The following is a 13,656-nucleotide window of genomic DNA, read 5'->3' as shown; positions in this document are numbered from 1 at the left end:
ATGGCGCCGGCAAAGTGTCGCATCCCGGAGGCCGGAATGCGCGGGGACGTACGTTACAGGGCGGGCGTTTCCGCCCGCCCGCCCTCGGGGGCCTCCTCCAGGTTAGAGCCTCGCCCCGGGAATCGGGATGGCCCCGGCCGGCGGAAACCGGCCGGGGGAGAAGTCCCGCCCTACAGCGCCGCGCCGAACAGGGCCCCGAGCCCGTACGTGAGCGCCGCGGCCGTACCGCCCAGGACCAGCTGCCGCAGCCCGCTGTACCACCAGCTGCGCGCCGTCACCCGCGCCACCAGCGCGCCGCAGGCGAAGAGCCCGACCAGGGCGAGCAGCACGGCGGGCCACAGCGCGGTGGCGCCGAGCAGGTACGGCAGGACGGGCAGCAGCGCGCCCAGGGCGAACGAGCCGAACGACGACACGGCGGCGACCAGCGGCGACGGCAGGTCGTCCGGGTCGATCCCCAGCTCCTCGCGCGCGTGGATCTCCAGCGCCTGCTCGGGGTCCTTCGAGAGCTGCCGGGCCACCTCGCGGGCCAGCTCCGGCTCCACGCCGCGTGACACGTAGAGAGCGGCCAGCTCCTCCATCTCGTCGGCCGGGTGCTTCCGCAGCTCCCCGCGCTCCACATCCAGTTCGGCCTGGACCAGCTCACGCTGGGAGGCGACCGAGGTGTACTCGCCCGCGGCCATCGAGAAGGCGCCGGCCGCCAGGCCCGCGAGCCCGGTGATCACGATCGTCTGCTGGGAGACCGCGCCGCCCGCGACACCGGTCATCAGCGCCAGGTTGGAGACCAGTCCGTCCATCGCGCCGAACACCGCGGGACGCAGCCAGCCGCCGTTCACATCGCGATGCGTGTGGTTGTCACGGTGCGCCTCGTGGAGCGTTGCCTCGGTCTCGATGATGGACATGCCTCTCCCCTTTTCCGCGGGGGTGGATTCCGGTCCGCCGAGGACCGCGCCACCCCTCTCAACGCTTCGAAAATACGCACGAAAAACGTCTCCCGCCAGCAAGGAAGGCCGTACTTACCGGCGTTGGGCCGGGCCTCGGAGCGGATGCCACCCGGGTGACAGCGGGGTTTCCCGGACTCCCCCGGCCCCCCGTGTGGCACAGATCCGGAGACACGGATGCGGTGCCACCGGCTCGCGCGAAAGGGCCACACCATGGAGTCAGTCCCTCGCGATCCCGCGGTCGACGCGGTCGACGCTACCGACGCGGTCGCGGTACTCCGGGACCGGGCGCGCGGTGCCCTGCTCGGGCTCGCCGTCGGCGACGCGATCGGCGCCCCGGCGGAGAACATGCGGCCCTCCGAGATCCGCCGCCGCTGGGGCCGTATCGAAGGGTTCGTGACCGACAGCCCCGCGGGCACCGACGACACCGAGTACGCGATCTTCTCCGGGCTGCTGCTCGCCCGGCACGGCTCGGCCCTCACCGTCGCGCATGTCGAGAACGCCTGGCACCACTGGCTCGCGGACCATGACGAGGGCCCTTTCCGCGGAGCCGGGTTCAGCGAGCGCGGCACGCTGGAGAACCTGCGGCGCGGGCTCGCGGCGCCCATCACGGCCCAGCACCGGCACGCCTGGAGCGACGGGCTCGCGATGCGCGCCGCGCCGTTCGGCGTCTTCGCCGCGGGCCGCCCCGAGGAGGCCGCGCGGCTGGTCGCCGTCGACGGCCGGGTCAGCCACGACGGCGAGGGCATCTACGGCGGCCGGGCGGTGGCGGCCGGGGTCGCCGCCGCGATGGGCGGCGCCGGGCCCGCCTCGGTGATCGCCGCCGCGCTCTCCGTGGTCCCGATGGACTCCTGGACGGCCCGCACCCTGCGCCGCGGGGTCGTCGCCGCGCAGCGGGCGTACCCCGACACCCTCACGATGGAGCGCGCCGTCCGCTCCTCCGTCGTCATCGGCGGCTACCCCTGGACCGACCTGGCCCCCGAGGCGGTCGGCCTGGCCTTCGGCGCGTTCGCGGCGGCGCGCGGTGACTTCCGTACGTCGGTCCTGACCGCGGTCAACATGGGCCGGGACGCCGACACCACCGCGGCGGTCGCGGGCGCCCTGGCGGGGGCGATGTCGGGGGCGACGGCGATCCCCGGGGAGTGGTCCTCGGCCATCGGCCCGGTCCGGGGCAGCTGCCTGCCCTCGATGCGCGGCTACCACGTACTGGACATCGCGGACCTGCTCATGCCGGACTACGACGAAAGGGTGGCGTCATGACAGCGAACGAGCGGACCCGGACCCGCGAGGACCACCGGGCGTGGGCCGAGGCGCCCGACGCGCCGGAGCCCCCCGGCGCCGTCGCCCTCGATGCCGTCACCCCCGGCGCCGTCACCCCCGGCGCCGTCCCCGTCCGCCGGATCGAGGGGCTGCTCCTCGGGCTCGCCGCCGGGGACGCCGCCGGATGGCCCGCCGCCCGGCACCGCGCGGCGCGGATGCCCGAGTGGACGCGCCGCCTCACCCGCGAGCTGGACACCTTCGCCGAGCAGAACGCGACCACCACCCTCCCCGTGCCCATCGCGCTCAACCAGCCCCCCGAACCGCTCAGACTCGGCCCCTCCGACGACGCCGAGTGGGCCGCCTTCGCCGCCGAGTCCGTGCTCACCGCCGCCGGTGATCTCTTCCAGGAGCTGGGCGCCGACCGCCGCGTGCGGGCCGCCGTCGATCTCGCGTGGAACTCCCTCGCCTGCGAGATCGCCGCCGCGGCGGCCCGCGCGCCCGAGGTGGAGTCGGCCGTACCGCCCCTGCGGGCGCGGATCTCCGTACGCGCGGGCCTCGGGAATCTCGCCACCGGGCTGCGCCCGCCCGCCACCGGCCATGACAACCCGCACTACTTCGACGACGCCGCCTGCGTACGGGCCGTCGTGCTCGCCGCCGTCCACCCCGGTGATCCGTCCGCCGCCGCCGAACTCGCCGAGTTCGACGCCCGGTACACCCAGGACGGTGACGGGGTGCACGGCGCCCGCGCCATGGCCGCGGCCGTCGCGACCGCGCTCGGCGGCGGGGACACCGAGGCCGCCGTGGAGGCCGCTCTCGACCAGCTGCCCGAACCCACGGAGATCGGCCGCAACGCCCGTCACGCCGTCAAGCTGGCCCGTGACTTCGCCGGTGAACCGGCCGGTGCCTTCGCGCTCGTACCGCTCCTTGAGCATCAGATCGTCGACCACGTCTACAGCTACGGCATCGCCGCGGCCGAGACCGTCCCGGTCGCCCTCGCCCTGGCCCTCGCCTCCGGTGGCGATGTCGCCGCGGCGGTGCCCGCCGCCGCCTGTCTCTCCCGGGTCGCCGACTCCGCGCCCGCCCTGGCCGGCGCGCTGACCGGCGCGCTCGGCGGGGGCGACGCCGTACCGGCCACCTGGCGGGACGCCTGCCGCACCCTGCCGGGGTGTGCGCTGCCCCGGCTCGCCGGGACCGATCTCGTCGAACTCGCCGGACTGCTCGCAGCCACGGAACTGACCACTCCGGGTGGACAATTCCGACATGACACCGCAGTTCGGTACACCACCTCAGACCGGTACGACACCACAGACCGGTACGACACCACAGACCGGCATGGCACCACAGACCGGCATGGCACCGAAGAGCGCACCCCCGCCGCCCCTCCCGCTCACCGACCGGATCACCGGCTGTCTGATCGGCGCGGCCGTCGGTGACGCGCTCGGCGGTCCGGTCGAGGGGTACTCCCCCGAGCAGATCGCGGAACGGCACGGCGGCCGGGTGACCGGCATCGTCGGACCGTGGAACGAGGACTGGCGCACCGCCCGCCCACTCGCCCCGTACCACAAGGGCGACGGGCACATCACCGACGACACCCTGATGACGCACGCGCTGATCCGGGTGTACGAGAAGGTCCGCGACCATCTCGACGCGTACGCGGTCGCCGGCCACCTCGTGCCCGACCTGATCTCCACACCCCGCTGGATCCCCGAGCTGGAGGCCGAGGCACTGCCGCTCCAGCGGATCTTCCTCGCCGAGAAGTGGCTGGTCACCCGGTTGCACTACGGGCATGTCGATCCGCGCGAAGCGGGCACGGGAAACATCGTCAACTGCGGTGCGGCGATGTACATGGCACCCATCGGCCTGGTCAACGCGGCGCATCCGGCCGCCGCCTACGCCGAGGCGATCGAGGTCGCGGGCGCGCACCAGTCCTCGTACGGACGGGAGGCGGCCGGGGTGTTCGCCGCCGCCGTGGCCGCCGCCTGTCTGCCGGGGGCCACCCCCGCGTCGGTGGTGGCGGCCTGTCTGGACCTGGCGAAGGACGGCACGCGCGCGGCGATCGAGGCGGTCTGCGCGGTGGCCGCCCGGCACCGCGACACGGAGTCCGCACAGCGCGGGCTGCGCGAGGCGGTCGCGCCGTTCGACACGGTCGGCCCGCACTACCGCGCCCCGTCGCTCGGCGCCCGCCGCCCGTCCCGGCTGCACTCCATCGAGGAACTACCCATCGCGCTGGGCATGTTGCTGATCGGCGCGGGCGACTACCGCCGTACGGTCCTCGGCTCGGTCAACTACGGCCGGGACTGCGACTCGATCGCCACGATGAGCGGCGCGCTCGCCGGGGCGCTGGGCGGCGAGACGGCCGTCCCCGCCGAGTGGGCGCGGGACGTGGCCGAGGCGAGCCGCCTCGACCTGCACGCCCCGGCGCGGGCGCTGACGAAGGTCGCGTACGAGGTGTTCGCCCGCGACACGGAACGGCGCCGCGCGCACGAGGCGGCCTTCGTCGCGCTGACGGCGTCCCAGGTGACGGCCCCTCATCTCACCGCGGCTCAGCAGCCGGCGGGCGTGCGATGACGGACCTGCGTCTCACCTGGGTACAGCCCGAGGACCTGATCGGCCACGAACTGCGGCAGGCCGGGGAGGACGGCCGCGACGCCACCCGGATCGCCGAACGCTGGCACGCGGCGGGCGGCGCGCCCGCCCCGGACCGCGCGGGCGTTTCCCCCGTACCGGCCACCCCCCGGCTACGGTCGCTGGCGGCCGGGTTGCTGGACGAACTGGCCCTGCTGCCCGCGCCCCTCGCCGACGTGGAACCGACGGATCTGCCCGCCATCAGGGCCGCGTGCCCCGCCTGGCCCGACACCCCGCGAGAGCCGTCGCCCGCCCTCTCCGTCCCCCGGCTGCACGCCGCCTGGCTCGGCCGGGCCGTGGGCTGTCTGCTGGGCAAACCGGTCGAGAGACTTCCCCTCTCCGGCATCCGTGCCCTCGCCCGCGCCACCGGCAACTGGCCGCTGCGCACCTGGTTCACGGCCGAGGGGGTGCCGGACGGTCTCGCCGCCGCGTACCCGTGGAACCGCCGCTCCGCGCCGGTCTCGCTCGCCGAGAACATCGACGGGATGCCCGAGGACGACGACCTCAACTACCCGCTGCTCACGGTGGAGCTGCTCCGGCGCCACGGCCCCGGCTTCACCACCGCCGACGTCGCGCGGCTCTGGCTCGACGAGCTGCCCGCCGGACGTACGTTCACCGCCGAGCGGGTCGCGTACCGCAATCTGCTCGCCGGGATCGAGCCGCCCGGGACCGCCCGGTACCGCAATCCGTTCCGTGAGTGGATCGGGGCGGCCATCCGCGCCGACGTCCACGGCTGGACCCACCCCGGCGACCCGGCCGCCGCCGCCGCGCAGGCGCACCGGGAGGCGACGCTCACCCATACGGCGAACGGGGTGTACGGAGCGATGTTCGTCGCGGCCGTCATCGCCGCCGCGGCCCGCACCGACGAGGTGCACGACTGTCTGAGGGCCGGGCTGTCCGTCGTACCGCCGCGCTCCCGCCTCGCCGGAGCGGTCGCCTTCGGGATCGGATCCGCCCGCGCCCACCGGGACTTCGACACCGTGGCCGACACGCTCCACGCCGCCTACGGCCACTACCACTGGGTCCATGTCCTGCCCAACGCCGCTCTGCTGGCCGCCGCGCTGACCCATGCGGACGGCGACTTCGGCGGCTCCATCTGCCGTGCGGTGTCCGGGGGCTGGGACACCGACTCGAACGGCGCGACGGCCGGATCCGTCGCCGGACTGCTGGCCGGCCATCCGGCCAGGCTGCCCGAGCGCTGGACCGCCCCGCTCAAGAACCGGCTCGCCACCTCCGTCGCCGGATTCGACGGCATCGGCTTCGACGCCCTCGCCGAGCTGACCCGGGCCGTGGCCCACCGCCCGGCCGGGCGGGAGCCCCAGGGGGAGGCGCGTCGCACATGAGCGGCATCGTGGTGCTCGGCAGCGCCAACATGGACCTCGTCGTGTATGTCGCGCACGCCCCGAAGCACGGGGAGACCGTGACCGGCCGGGAGTTCCGTACGATCCCCGGCGGCAAGGGCGCCAACCAGGCCGTCGCCGCCGCCCGGCTCGGCGGCCAGGTCGCCATGATCGGCGCGGTCGGCGCGGACGAGTACGGGGAGCTGCTGCGGCACGCCCTCGAAGCCTCCGGGGTCGACACGGATCTCCTGCGCACCGACGAGGGGGCCTCGGGCACCGCCCATATCGTGGTCGACGACCAGGGCGGCAACGCGATCGTCGTCATCCCGGGGGCGAACGGCACGTTCAGCGGGCTCGGCCCCGGCGACGAGACCGTCATCGCCGACGCCGACGCCCTGCTCCTCCAGCTCGAACTGCCCCTGAACGCCGTACTGGAAGGCGCGGAGGCGGCGCACCGGCACTCCGTACGCACCGTCCTCACCCCCGCGCCCGCCCAGCCCCTGCCGCCGGAACTCCTCGCCGCCGTCGATCTGCTGGTCCCCAACGAGCACGAGGCGGCCACCCTCACCGGGATCGCCGCCCCGCACGCGGCGGCCGAGGCCCTGCTCCGGCAGGTCCCCGAGGTCGTGATCACCATGGGAGCGGCGGGGAGCCTGTACGCGGCCCGTGGCGCGGCGCCCGTCACGGTGACCGCGCCCCGGGTGCCCGCCGTGGACACCACCGGCGCCGGTGACACCTATGTGGGCGCCCTCACCGTCGCGCTCTGCGAGGGCCGCCCCATGCCCGAGGCGATGCGCTGGGCGTCGGCCGCCGCCGCGCTCTGCGTGCGGCGCCCCGGGGCGTCCACGTCCATGCCGTACCGCACCGAGATCGAGGTCCGATGACCGCGCACGCCCCCAGCAGCCCCGCCCCCGGACAGCCCGAATCCGGCCGGCCCGCCTCCGGACAGCCGGACCCCGGCGAGCCCGCCCGGCCGCCCGTACCCGGCGAGCCCGTCCCGCCCCTCACCGGTCTGCGCGTCCTCGACCTCGCGACGCTCTTCGCGGGCCCGCTCGCCGCCACCATGCTCGGTGACTTCGGCGCCGAGGTGATCAAGATCGAGCACCCCACCCGCCCCGATCCGTCCCGCGGACACGGCCCCGCGAAGGACGGCGTGGGCCTGTGGTGGAAGCTCCTCGGCCGCAACAAGCGCCCCATCACCCTCGACCTCTCCACCCCGGGCGGCCGGGATCTGCTGCTCAGGCTCGCCGCCGGGGCGGATGTGATCATCGAGAACTTCCGGCCGGGCACCCTGGAGAAATGGGGCCTCGGCTGGGAGGAGCTGTCCGCCGCCAACCCCCGGCTCGTGCTCGCGCGGGTGACGGGCTTCGGACAGTTCGGCCCGTACTCCCACCGCGCGGGGTTCGGCACGCTCGCCGAGGCCATGAGCGGGTTCGCCGCCGTCACGGGCGAGCCGGACGGGCCGCCCACCCTGCCGCCCTTCGGTCTCGCCGACTCGATCGCCGCGCTGACCACGGCGTACGCGGTGATGACGGCGCTCAGCGGCCGGGCCGTCACGGGCCGCGGCCAGATGGTGGACCTGGCGATCATCGAGCCGATCCTCACCGTCCTCGGCCCGCAGCCGCTCTGGTACGACCAGCTCGGCTACGTACAGCCGCGCACCGGCAACCGCTCGCGCAACAACGCCCCGCGCAACACGTACCGCACGGCCGACGGCTCCTGGCTGGCGGTCTCCACCTCCGCGCAGTCCATCGCCGAGCGCGTGATGCGGCTGGTGGGCCGCCCGGAGCTGATCGAGGAGCCGTGGTTCACCACCGGCAGCGGGCGCGCGGACCACGCGGACGTACTGGACGACGCCGTCGGCGACTGGATGGCCCGGCACACCCGCGAGGAGGCCATGGCCGAGTTCGAGAAGGCCGAGGCCGCGGTCGCGCCCGTCTACGACATCCGCGACGTCATGGCGGACCCCCAGTACCAGGCTCTGGACACCGTCACCGAGGTCCCCGACCCGGAGCTGGGGCCCCTCAGGATGCAGAACGTCCTCTTCCGGCTCTCCGAGACCCCCGGCGCCATCCGCTGGGCGGGCCGCCCGCACGGCGCGGACACCGACAGCGTCCTGGCCGAGCTGGGCCTGTCCCGGCCCGAGATCGCCGCGCTCCGCTCGGCCGGCGCGCTGTGACGGCGCCGCTCACCCGGCCGGCCCCTCTCACCTGGCTCTATGTGCCCGGGGACCGGCCGGAGGTGATGGCGAAGGCGCTGTCCTGCGGCGCGGAAGCCGTGATCGTCGACCTGGAGGACGCGGTGGCGCCCGACCGCAAGGAGTACGCGCGCGCCGCCACCGCCGAGTTCCTGTCGTCCCCCCACGAGACCCCGGTCCATGTCCGGATCGCCGACGAACACGACCTGCCGTCCCTGGTCGGCCTCCCGGGCCTGTCCGGGCTGCGCGTTCCGAAGGTCGGCCACGCCTCGGACATCCACCGCGTGGCGTCGCGCGCGCCCGGTGTCGCGCTCTACGCGCTGCTCGAATCGGCCCTCGCCGTGGAACACGCCCACGCCATCGCCGCCGCCCACCCGGCGGTCCATGGCATCGCCCTGGGCGAGGCGGATCTCCGCGCCGATCTGGGGGTACGGGACGACGCGGGCCTGGACTGGTCGCGCGGCCGGGTCGTGGTCGCGGCCCGCGCGGCGGGTCTGGCACCGCCCGCGCAGTCGGTCTACCCCGACGTGCGGGACCTGGACGGTCTCGCGGCGTCCTGCCGCCACGGCAGGACGCTGGGGCTGGTCGGCAGGGCGGCGATCCACCCGCGCCAGCTGCCGGTCATCGAGCGGGCGTATCTGCCCACGGCCCGGGAGATCGTCGAGGCCGAGGAGATCATCGAGGCGGCGGCCGACGCGGGCGCCCACGCGCTGCCCGACGGCCGTTTCGTGGACGCGGCGATCGTGGCGGCGGCACGCAGAACCCTGTCACTGGCCGCCCGCCACTGACACGCGCGGGCGGCCCCAGGCCCGAAGGCTCAGCTCAGCCGCGTCCGTCCGAGGCCGCTCCGGACACCGGATCCTCCGCCTTCCCGGCGGTTCCGGATGCCTCGGCGGGCACGGCGTCCTCGCCGGCGTCGGTCCCCGCGGACTCCCCGGCGTCGGCGTCCTTCTTCGGGGCGACGGCGTCCTTGTCCGGCTCCACGATCTCCTCGCGGCCGGGCCGTACCTTGCTGGAGACCACCAGATAGACCACGGCGAGGACGAAGAGGATCATCGCGGTCCACACATTGAGCCGGAGGCCCAGGATGTGGTGCGCCTCGTCGACCCGCATGTACTCGATCCAGGCGCGGCCCGCGCAGTACGCCGCGACATAGAGCGCGAAGACCCGGCCGTGTCCGAGCTTGAAGCGGCGCTCGGCCCAGATGACCAGCGCGGCGACCCCGAGGCACCACAGGGACTCGTACAGGAACGTCGGGTGGTAGAGCCCGGCCTCCCGGTTGGGGCCCTCGCTGATCTTCAGCGCCCACGGCAGATCGGTGGGCCTGCCGTACAGCTCCTGGTTGAACCAGTTTCCCCAGCGTCCGAAGGCCTGGGCGACGGCGAGGGCCGGGGCCAGCGCGTCGGCGAACGGCGGAAGCGCGATCCCCCGGCGGCGGCAGCCGATCCACGCGCCCACCGCGCCCAGCATCACCGCGCCCCAGATGCCGAGGCCGCCTTCCCAGATCTTGAAGGCGTCGACCCAGTCGCGTCCCTCACCGAAGTACAGCTCGTAGTCGGTGATGACGTGGTACAGCCGGCCGCCGAGCAGACCGAACGGTACGGCCCAGACGGCGATGTCCGTGGTCGTTCCCGGCTTGCCGCCACGGGCGACCCAGCGCCGGTTGACGATCCAGAGGGCGACGAACAGCCCGACGAGAATGGCGAAGGCATAGCCGCGCAGCGGGAGCGGTCCGAGGTGGATCACTCCGGTCGACGGACTGGGAATGTATGCAAGGTCCATGGCAGAACCGACGCTACCGTGCCGGACGGGACCTACGGCAACCCGCCCGGCAACTTCTGCATAACGAGGTCAGGCCCGCGGGGTCCCCGCGGGCGTCGATTCGACCGGGATCGACGAGGGCGCGGACGGCGTGGTCGTACCCGCCTTCTTGCCCTTGCCGGCCTCCTTGACCCATTTCTTCAGATTGTCGGGGGTGATGTTCTCGGCACCCTTCTTCGGGAAGACCGACTGGCCGTTGAGCAGCACGGTCGGTGTCCCGGAGAAACCACCCGTCCGGAACGCCTCCGCGGACTTGTTCACCCAGTCGTCGTGCTTGCCGTCGTCCACGCACTCCCGGAAGCCGGGCGCGGACTCCAGCCCGTCGACCTTGCCCGCCAGCTCCAGCAGATGGCTGTTCTTGGCGAAGGCGTCGTCCGTCTCCGCCGGCTGGTTCTGGTAGAGCACATCGTGGTACGGGGCGAACTTCCCGGCGTCCTGCGCGCACGCCGCGGCGTTCGCCGCGCGGAGCGAGCCCGTACCGCCCATGTTGCCGTCGATGATCGTGGCGAGGTGGTACTCGACCTTGAGCTCCCCCGCCTTCTCCAGCTCCTGGATCGTGCTCCTGAAGCCGTTCTCGAACTGGGCGCAGGCCGGGCAGCGGAAGTCCTCCCACACCGTGAGCGTGGACGGCGCGTCCGTCGCTCCCACGGGAATGGCCAGATCGTCCTTGCCCGTCAGCCCCGACGGAGCGCTGACCGGCCCCCCCGCGCTGTCGGCCTTGTCCTTGCCGGCCTTCGCGACGACCAGCCCGGCCACCGCGACGAGGCCGAGGACCCCGACCACCGCCGCGGAGACGACCAGGGTCCGCCGGCGCTTCTCCCGCGTCCTGTCCGCCGCACGTTCCTGCTGGAGCCGCTCTCTCGCGCTCCGCTTTTCCTCACGGTTCTTCTCGCTCACGCCCACAGCAACGAACCGGGGAGGCGCCTACGCACCTCCCCGGTCCCAGGTCCACCCATACGGGTGAGATCACCGTCAGCGCTTGCGAACGCCCTCGGCCAGCTCAGCCGCGAGGGCGCGCACCGCGGCCAGCCCCGCCACCTCGTCCTCCGCGTCCAGCATCCGCTTCACGAACGCGGACCCGACGATCACACCGTCCGCGAATCCGGCGACCTCGGCCGCCTGCTCCGCGTTGGACACCCCGAGCCCGACACAGACCGGCAGCCCGGTCGTGGCGCGCGTACGCCCCACCAGGTTCCTGGCCTCCAGGCCCACCGAGGCACGCGTACCGGTGACGCCCATCAGCGACGCCGCGTACACGAAGCCGCTGCCCGCCGCCGTGATCTTCGCCAGCCGCTCGTCCTTACTGCTCGGAGCCACCACGAACACGGTCGCCAGCCCGTGCTTCTCGGCGTGCTCACGCCACAGCGCGGACTCCTGCACGGGCAGATCCGGCAGAATGCACCCGGCGCCGCCCGCCTCGGCCAGCTCGGCGGTGAACCGCTCGACCCCGTACCGGTCGATCGGATTCCAGTACGTCATCACGAGCACCGGCTTACCGGTCGCCTCGTACGCCTCGCGGACCGTCCGCATCACATCCGCGATCTTCACACCGCCCCGCAGCGCGATGTCGTCGGCGGTCTGGATGACGGGCCCGTCGAGCACGGGGTCGCTGTGCGGCAGCCCCACCTCGACCACGTCCGCACCACCGTCGAAGACGGCCTTCACGGCCTCGATCCCGCCGTCCACGGTCGGGAACCCGGCGGGAAGATAGGCGATCAGCGCGGCGCGGTTCTCGGCCTTCGCCGCCGCGAGCGTGTCACTCAGCAGCTGGATGTTCCCGCTCACTTGGTGCCCTCCCCGTCATACAGCCCGAAGTAGCGGGCGGCCGTGTCCATGTCCTTGTCGCCGCGCCCTGACAGGTTGACGATGATCAGCCCGTCCTCGCCCAGCTCCCGCCCCACCTCCAGCGCACCGGCCAGCGCGTGCGCGCTCTCGATCGCCGGGATGATGCCCTCCGTACGCGACAGCAGCAGCAGCGCCCGCATCGCGTCGTCATCGGTCACCGCCCGGTACTCCCCGCGCCCGCTGTCCTTGAGATACGCGTGCTCGGGCCCGATGCCCGGATAGTCGAGACCGGCCGAGATCGAGTACGGCTCGGTGATCTGGCCCTCCTCGTCCTGGAGGACGTACGACCGCGACCCGTGCAGGATGCCGGGCTCGCCCGCGGTCAGGGTGGCGGCGTGCTCCCCGCTCCCGATCCCGTGCCCGGCCGGCTCACAGCCCACCAGCCGCACACCCGCGTCGGGGATGAACGCGTGGAAGAGCCCGATCGCGTTGGACCCGCCCCCCACACACGCCACAGCGGCATCGGGGAGCCGCCCGGCCCGCTCCAGGATCTGCCGCCGTGCCTCGACGCCGATGACCCGGTGAAAGTCCCGCACCATCGCGGGGAAGGGGTGCGGTCCCGCGACCGTCCCGAACAGATAGTGCGTACGGTCCACATTGGCGACCCAGTCGCGGAACGCCTCGTTGATGGCGTCCTTCAGCGTCCGGCTCCCGGACTTCACGGGCACGACCTCGGCACCGAGCATCCGCATCCGGGCCACGTTCAGGGCCTGGCGCTCGGTGTCGATCTCCCCCATGTAGATGGTGCATTCGAGCCCGAACAGCGCACAGGCGGTCGCGGTCGCGACCCCGTGCTGCCCGGCCCCGGTCTCGGCGATGACGCGGGTCTTGCCCATCCGCTTCGTCAGCAATGCCTGCCCCAGCACATTGTTGATCTTGTGGGAACCGGTGTGGTTCAGATCTTCCCGCTTGAGGAACACACGAGCGCCACCGGCATGCTCGGCGAACCGCGGGACGTCGGTCAGCGCGCTGGGCCGACCGGTGTAGTGGACCAGGAGGTCTTCGAGCTCGGCGGCGAAGGCGGGATCGCCCTTGGCCTTCTCGTACTCGACGGCGACCTCGTCGACGGCGGCGACGAGGGCCTCGGGAATGAACTTGCCGCCGAAGGCACCGAAGTACCCTTCGGCGCTCGGGACATGACCGTCAGGGTCAGGAACGAAAAACTCGGACACGCGAGAACTCCTCAGAAGCAACGGAGACGGAGAGGGAGCACCGTGTCGCGCCAAGGCGAGACGGCCCCGCACCCGGCAACGGACGCGAGGGGACGGGCCGCGGTGGCCGGTTTCCGGACGTAAAGCGTCGCAGCTCGCGCGAAGCGCGGTGACCACGCGGCGGAGCCGCACATGGTCATCGCTCAGTCCAGGAACCGGCCACGGAGGCACGGCACCGTACGCACAGCGCACAGTCACCGCACCCCGGGCACGGCACCGCGCAACGCACAGTCACCGCACACACAACGCACCCGCACACGGCACGGCACCGCGCACACAACCCGCGGACACCACACCGCAAAGGCCACGCCTAACGCGCGGCCCCGCGCCATCGCATCCCGTTGACCTGACCCGGCTCATCGCCGATCACGTACCGCACCCGCCGCCCGTGCACCCGCCGCGCCGGCGCACGGCACCCG

At 73.4% G+C, this 13,656-nt stretch carries 12 protein-coding genes; 7 read left to right on the top strand and 5 right to left on the bottom strand.

All coding sequences use genetic code 11. The features are described 5' to 3' along the window. Positions 1-170: 170 nt before the first annotated feature. Positions 171-899 (bottom strand): VIT1/CCC1 transporter family protein, encoded by a 729-nt coding sequence (locus CU044_RS16900; protein WP_129769446.1) that lies wholly within the window; start codon positions 897-899, stop codon positions 171-173. A 252-nt stretch (positions 900-1,151) separates the two neighbouring features. On the opposite strand from CU044_RS16900, the gene CU044_RS16895 reads away from it, so the two are divergent. The 7 genes from CU044_RS16895 to CU044_RS16865 are packed head-to-tail and all read left to right on the top strand — an operon-like array spanning position 1,152 to position 9,148. Next, positions 1,152-2,198 carry an ADP-ribosylglycohydrolase family protein gene (locus tag CU044_RS16895; protein WP_240045654.1) on the top strand — a complete coding sequence of 349 codons (1,047 nt, stop codon included), beginning with the start codon at positions 1,152-1,154 and terminating at the stop codon, positions 2,196-2,198. Further along, positions 2,195-3,631 (top strand): ADP-ribosylglycohydrolase family protein, encoded by a 1,437-nt coding sequence (locus CU044_RS16890; RefSeq protein ID WP_240045652.1) that lies wholly within the window; start codon positions 2,195-2,197, stop codon positions 3,629-3,631. The genes CU044_RS16895 and CU044_RS16890 overlap by 4 nt, the downstream gene beginning before the upstream one ends. Continuing rightward, positions 3,549-4,766: an ADP-ribosylglycohydrolase family protein gene (locus CU044_RS16885; RefSeq protein WP_240045651.1), complete on the top strand. Its 1,218-nt coding sequence runs from the start codon at positions 3,549-3,551 to the stop codon at positions 4,764-4,766. The genes CU044_RS16890 and CU044_RS16885 overlap by 83 nt, the downstream gene beginning before the upstream one ends. Then, a complete protein-coding gene (locus tag CU044_RS16880; RefSeq protein WP_129769443.1) occupies positions 4,763-6,166 on the top strand; it encodes an ADP-ribosylglycohydrolase family protein in 1,404 nt (467 codons plus the stop codon). The genes CU044_RS16885 and CU044_RS16880 overlap by 4 nt, the downstream gene beginning before the upstream one ends. Next, a complete protein-coding gene (gene rbsK, locus CU044_RS16875) occupies positions 6,163-7,047 on the top strand; it encodes a ribokinase (RefSeq protein ID WP_129769442.1) in 885 nt (294 codons plus the stop codon). The genes CU044_RS16880 and rbsK overlap by 4 nt, the downstream gene beginning before the upstream one ends. After that, on the top strand, positions 7,044-8,342 hold the full coding sequence (locus CU044_RS16870; RefSeq protein WP_129769441.1) for a CoA transferase: 1,299 nt from the start codon (positions 7,044-7,046) through the stop codon (positions 8,340-8,342). The genes rbsK and CU044_RS16870 overlap by 4 nt, the downstream gene beginning before the upstream one ends. Beyond that, positions 8,339-9,148, top strand: a complete 810-nt coding sequence (locus CU044_RS16865) for an aldolase/citrate lyase family protein (RefSeq protein WP_275670198.1) — start codon at positions 8,339-8,341, stop codon at positions 9,146-9,148. The genes CU044_RS16870 and CU044_RS16865 overlap by 4 nt, the downstream gene beginning before the upstream one ends. Before the next feature lie 34 nt (positions 9,149-9,182). On the opposite strand, the gene lgt is transcribed toward CU044_RS16865, so the two are convergent. The 4 genes from lgt to trpB form a co-directional block, all read right to left on the bottom strand. Continuing rightward, on the bottom strand, positions 9,183-10,142 hold the full coding sequence (gene lgt, locus CU044_RS16860; RefSeq protein ID WP_129769439.1) for a prolipoprotein diacylglyceryl transferase: 960 nt from the start codon (positions 10,140-10,142) through the stop codon (positions 9,183-9,185). 69 nt (positions 10,143-10,211) lie between these two features. Continuing rightward, positions 10,212-11,078 carry a thioredoxin domain-containing protein gene (locus tag CU044_RS16855; RefSeq protein ID WP_129769437.1) on the bottom strand — a complete coding sequence of 289 codons (867 nt, stop codon included), beginning with the start codon at positions 11,076-11,078 and terminating at the stop codon, positions 10,212-10,214. Positions 11,079-11,153: 75 nt separating this feature from the next. Next, a complete protein-coding gene (gene trpA, locus CU044_RS16850; protein WP_129769435.1) occupies positions 11,154-11,966 on the bottom strand; it encodes a tryptophan synthase subunit alpha in 813 nt (270 codons plus the stop codon). Continuing rightward, entirely contained in the window at positions 11,963-13,198 is a 1,236-nt protein-coding gene (gene trpB, locus CU044_RS16845) for a tryptophan synthase subunit beta (protein WP_129769434.1), read from the bottom strand. The genes trpA and trpB overlap by 4 nt, the downstream gene beginning before the upstream one ends. Between the last annotated feature and the right edge of the window lie 458 nt (positions 13,199-13,656).

The organism is Streptomyces sp. L-9-10, from assembly GCF_004151105.1.
Classification (GTDB): Bacteria; Actinomycetota; Actinomycetes; order Streptomycetales; family Streptomycetaceae; genus Streptomyces.
Note: the sequence above shows the minus strand (reverse complement) of the source record. Positions and strands in the feature narration are given on the sequence as shown.

Bases quoted from the DNA above. Each gene is read 5' to 3' on its own strand.
- CU044_RS16870 (WP_129769441.1), top strand. From the start codon at position 7,044: ATGACCGCGCACGCCCCCAGCAGCCCCGCCCCCGGACAGCCCGAATCC.
- CU044_RS16890 (WP_240045652.1), top strand. From the start codon at position 2,195: ATGACAGCGAACGAGCGGACCCGGACCCGCGAGGACCACCGGGCGTGG.
- CU044_RS16885 (WP_240045651.1), top strand. From the start codon at position 3,549: ATGGCACCGAAGAGCGCACCCCCGCCGCCCCTCCCGCTCACCGACCGG.
- CU044_RS16900 (WP_129769446.1), bottom strand. From the start codon at position 899: ATGTCCATCATCGAGACCGAGGCAACGCTCCACGAGGCGCACCGTGAC.
- CU044_RS16895 (WP_240045654.1), top strand. From the start codon at position 1,152: ATGGAGTCAGTCCCTCGCGATCCCGCGGTCGACGCGGTCGACGCTACC.
- CU044_RS16880 (WP_129769443.1), top strand. From the start codon at position 4,763: ATGACGGACCTGCGTCTCACCTGGGTACAGCCCGAGGACCTGATCGGC.
- rbsK (WP_129769442.1), top strand. From the start codon at position 6,163: ATGAGCGGCATCGTGGTGCTCGGCAGCGCCAACATGGACCTCGTCGTG.
- lgt (WP_129769439.1), bottom strand. From the start codon at position 10,142: ATGGACCTTGCATACATTCCCAGTCCGTCGACCGGAGTGATCCACCTC.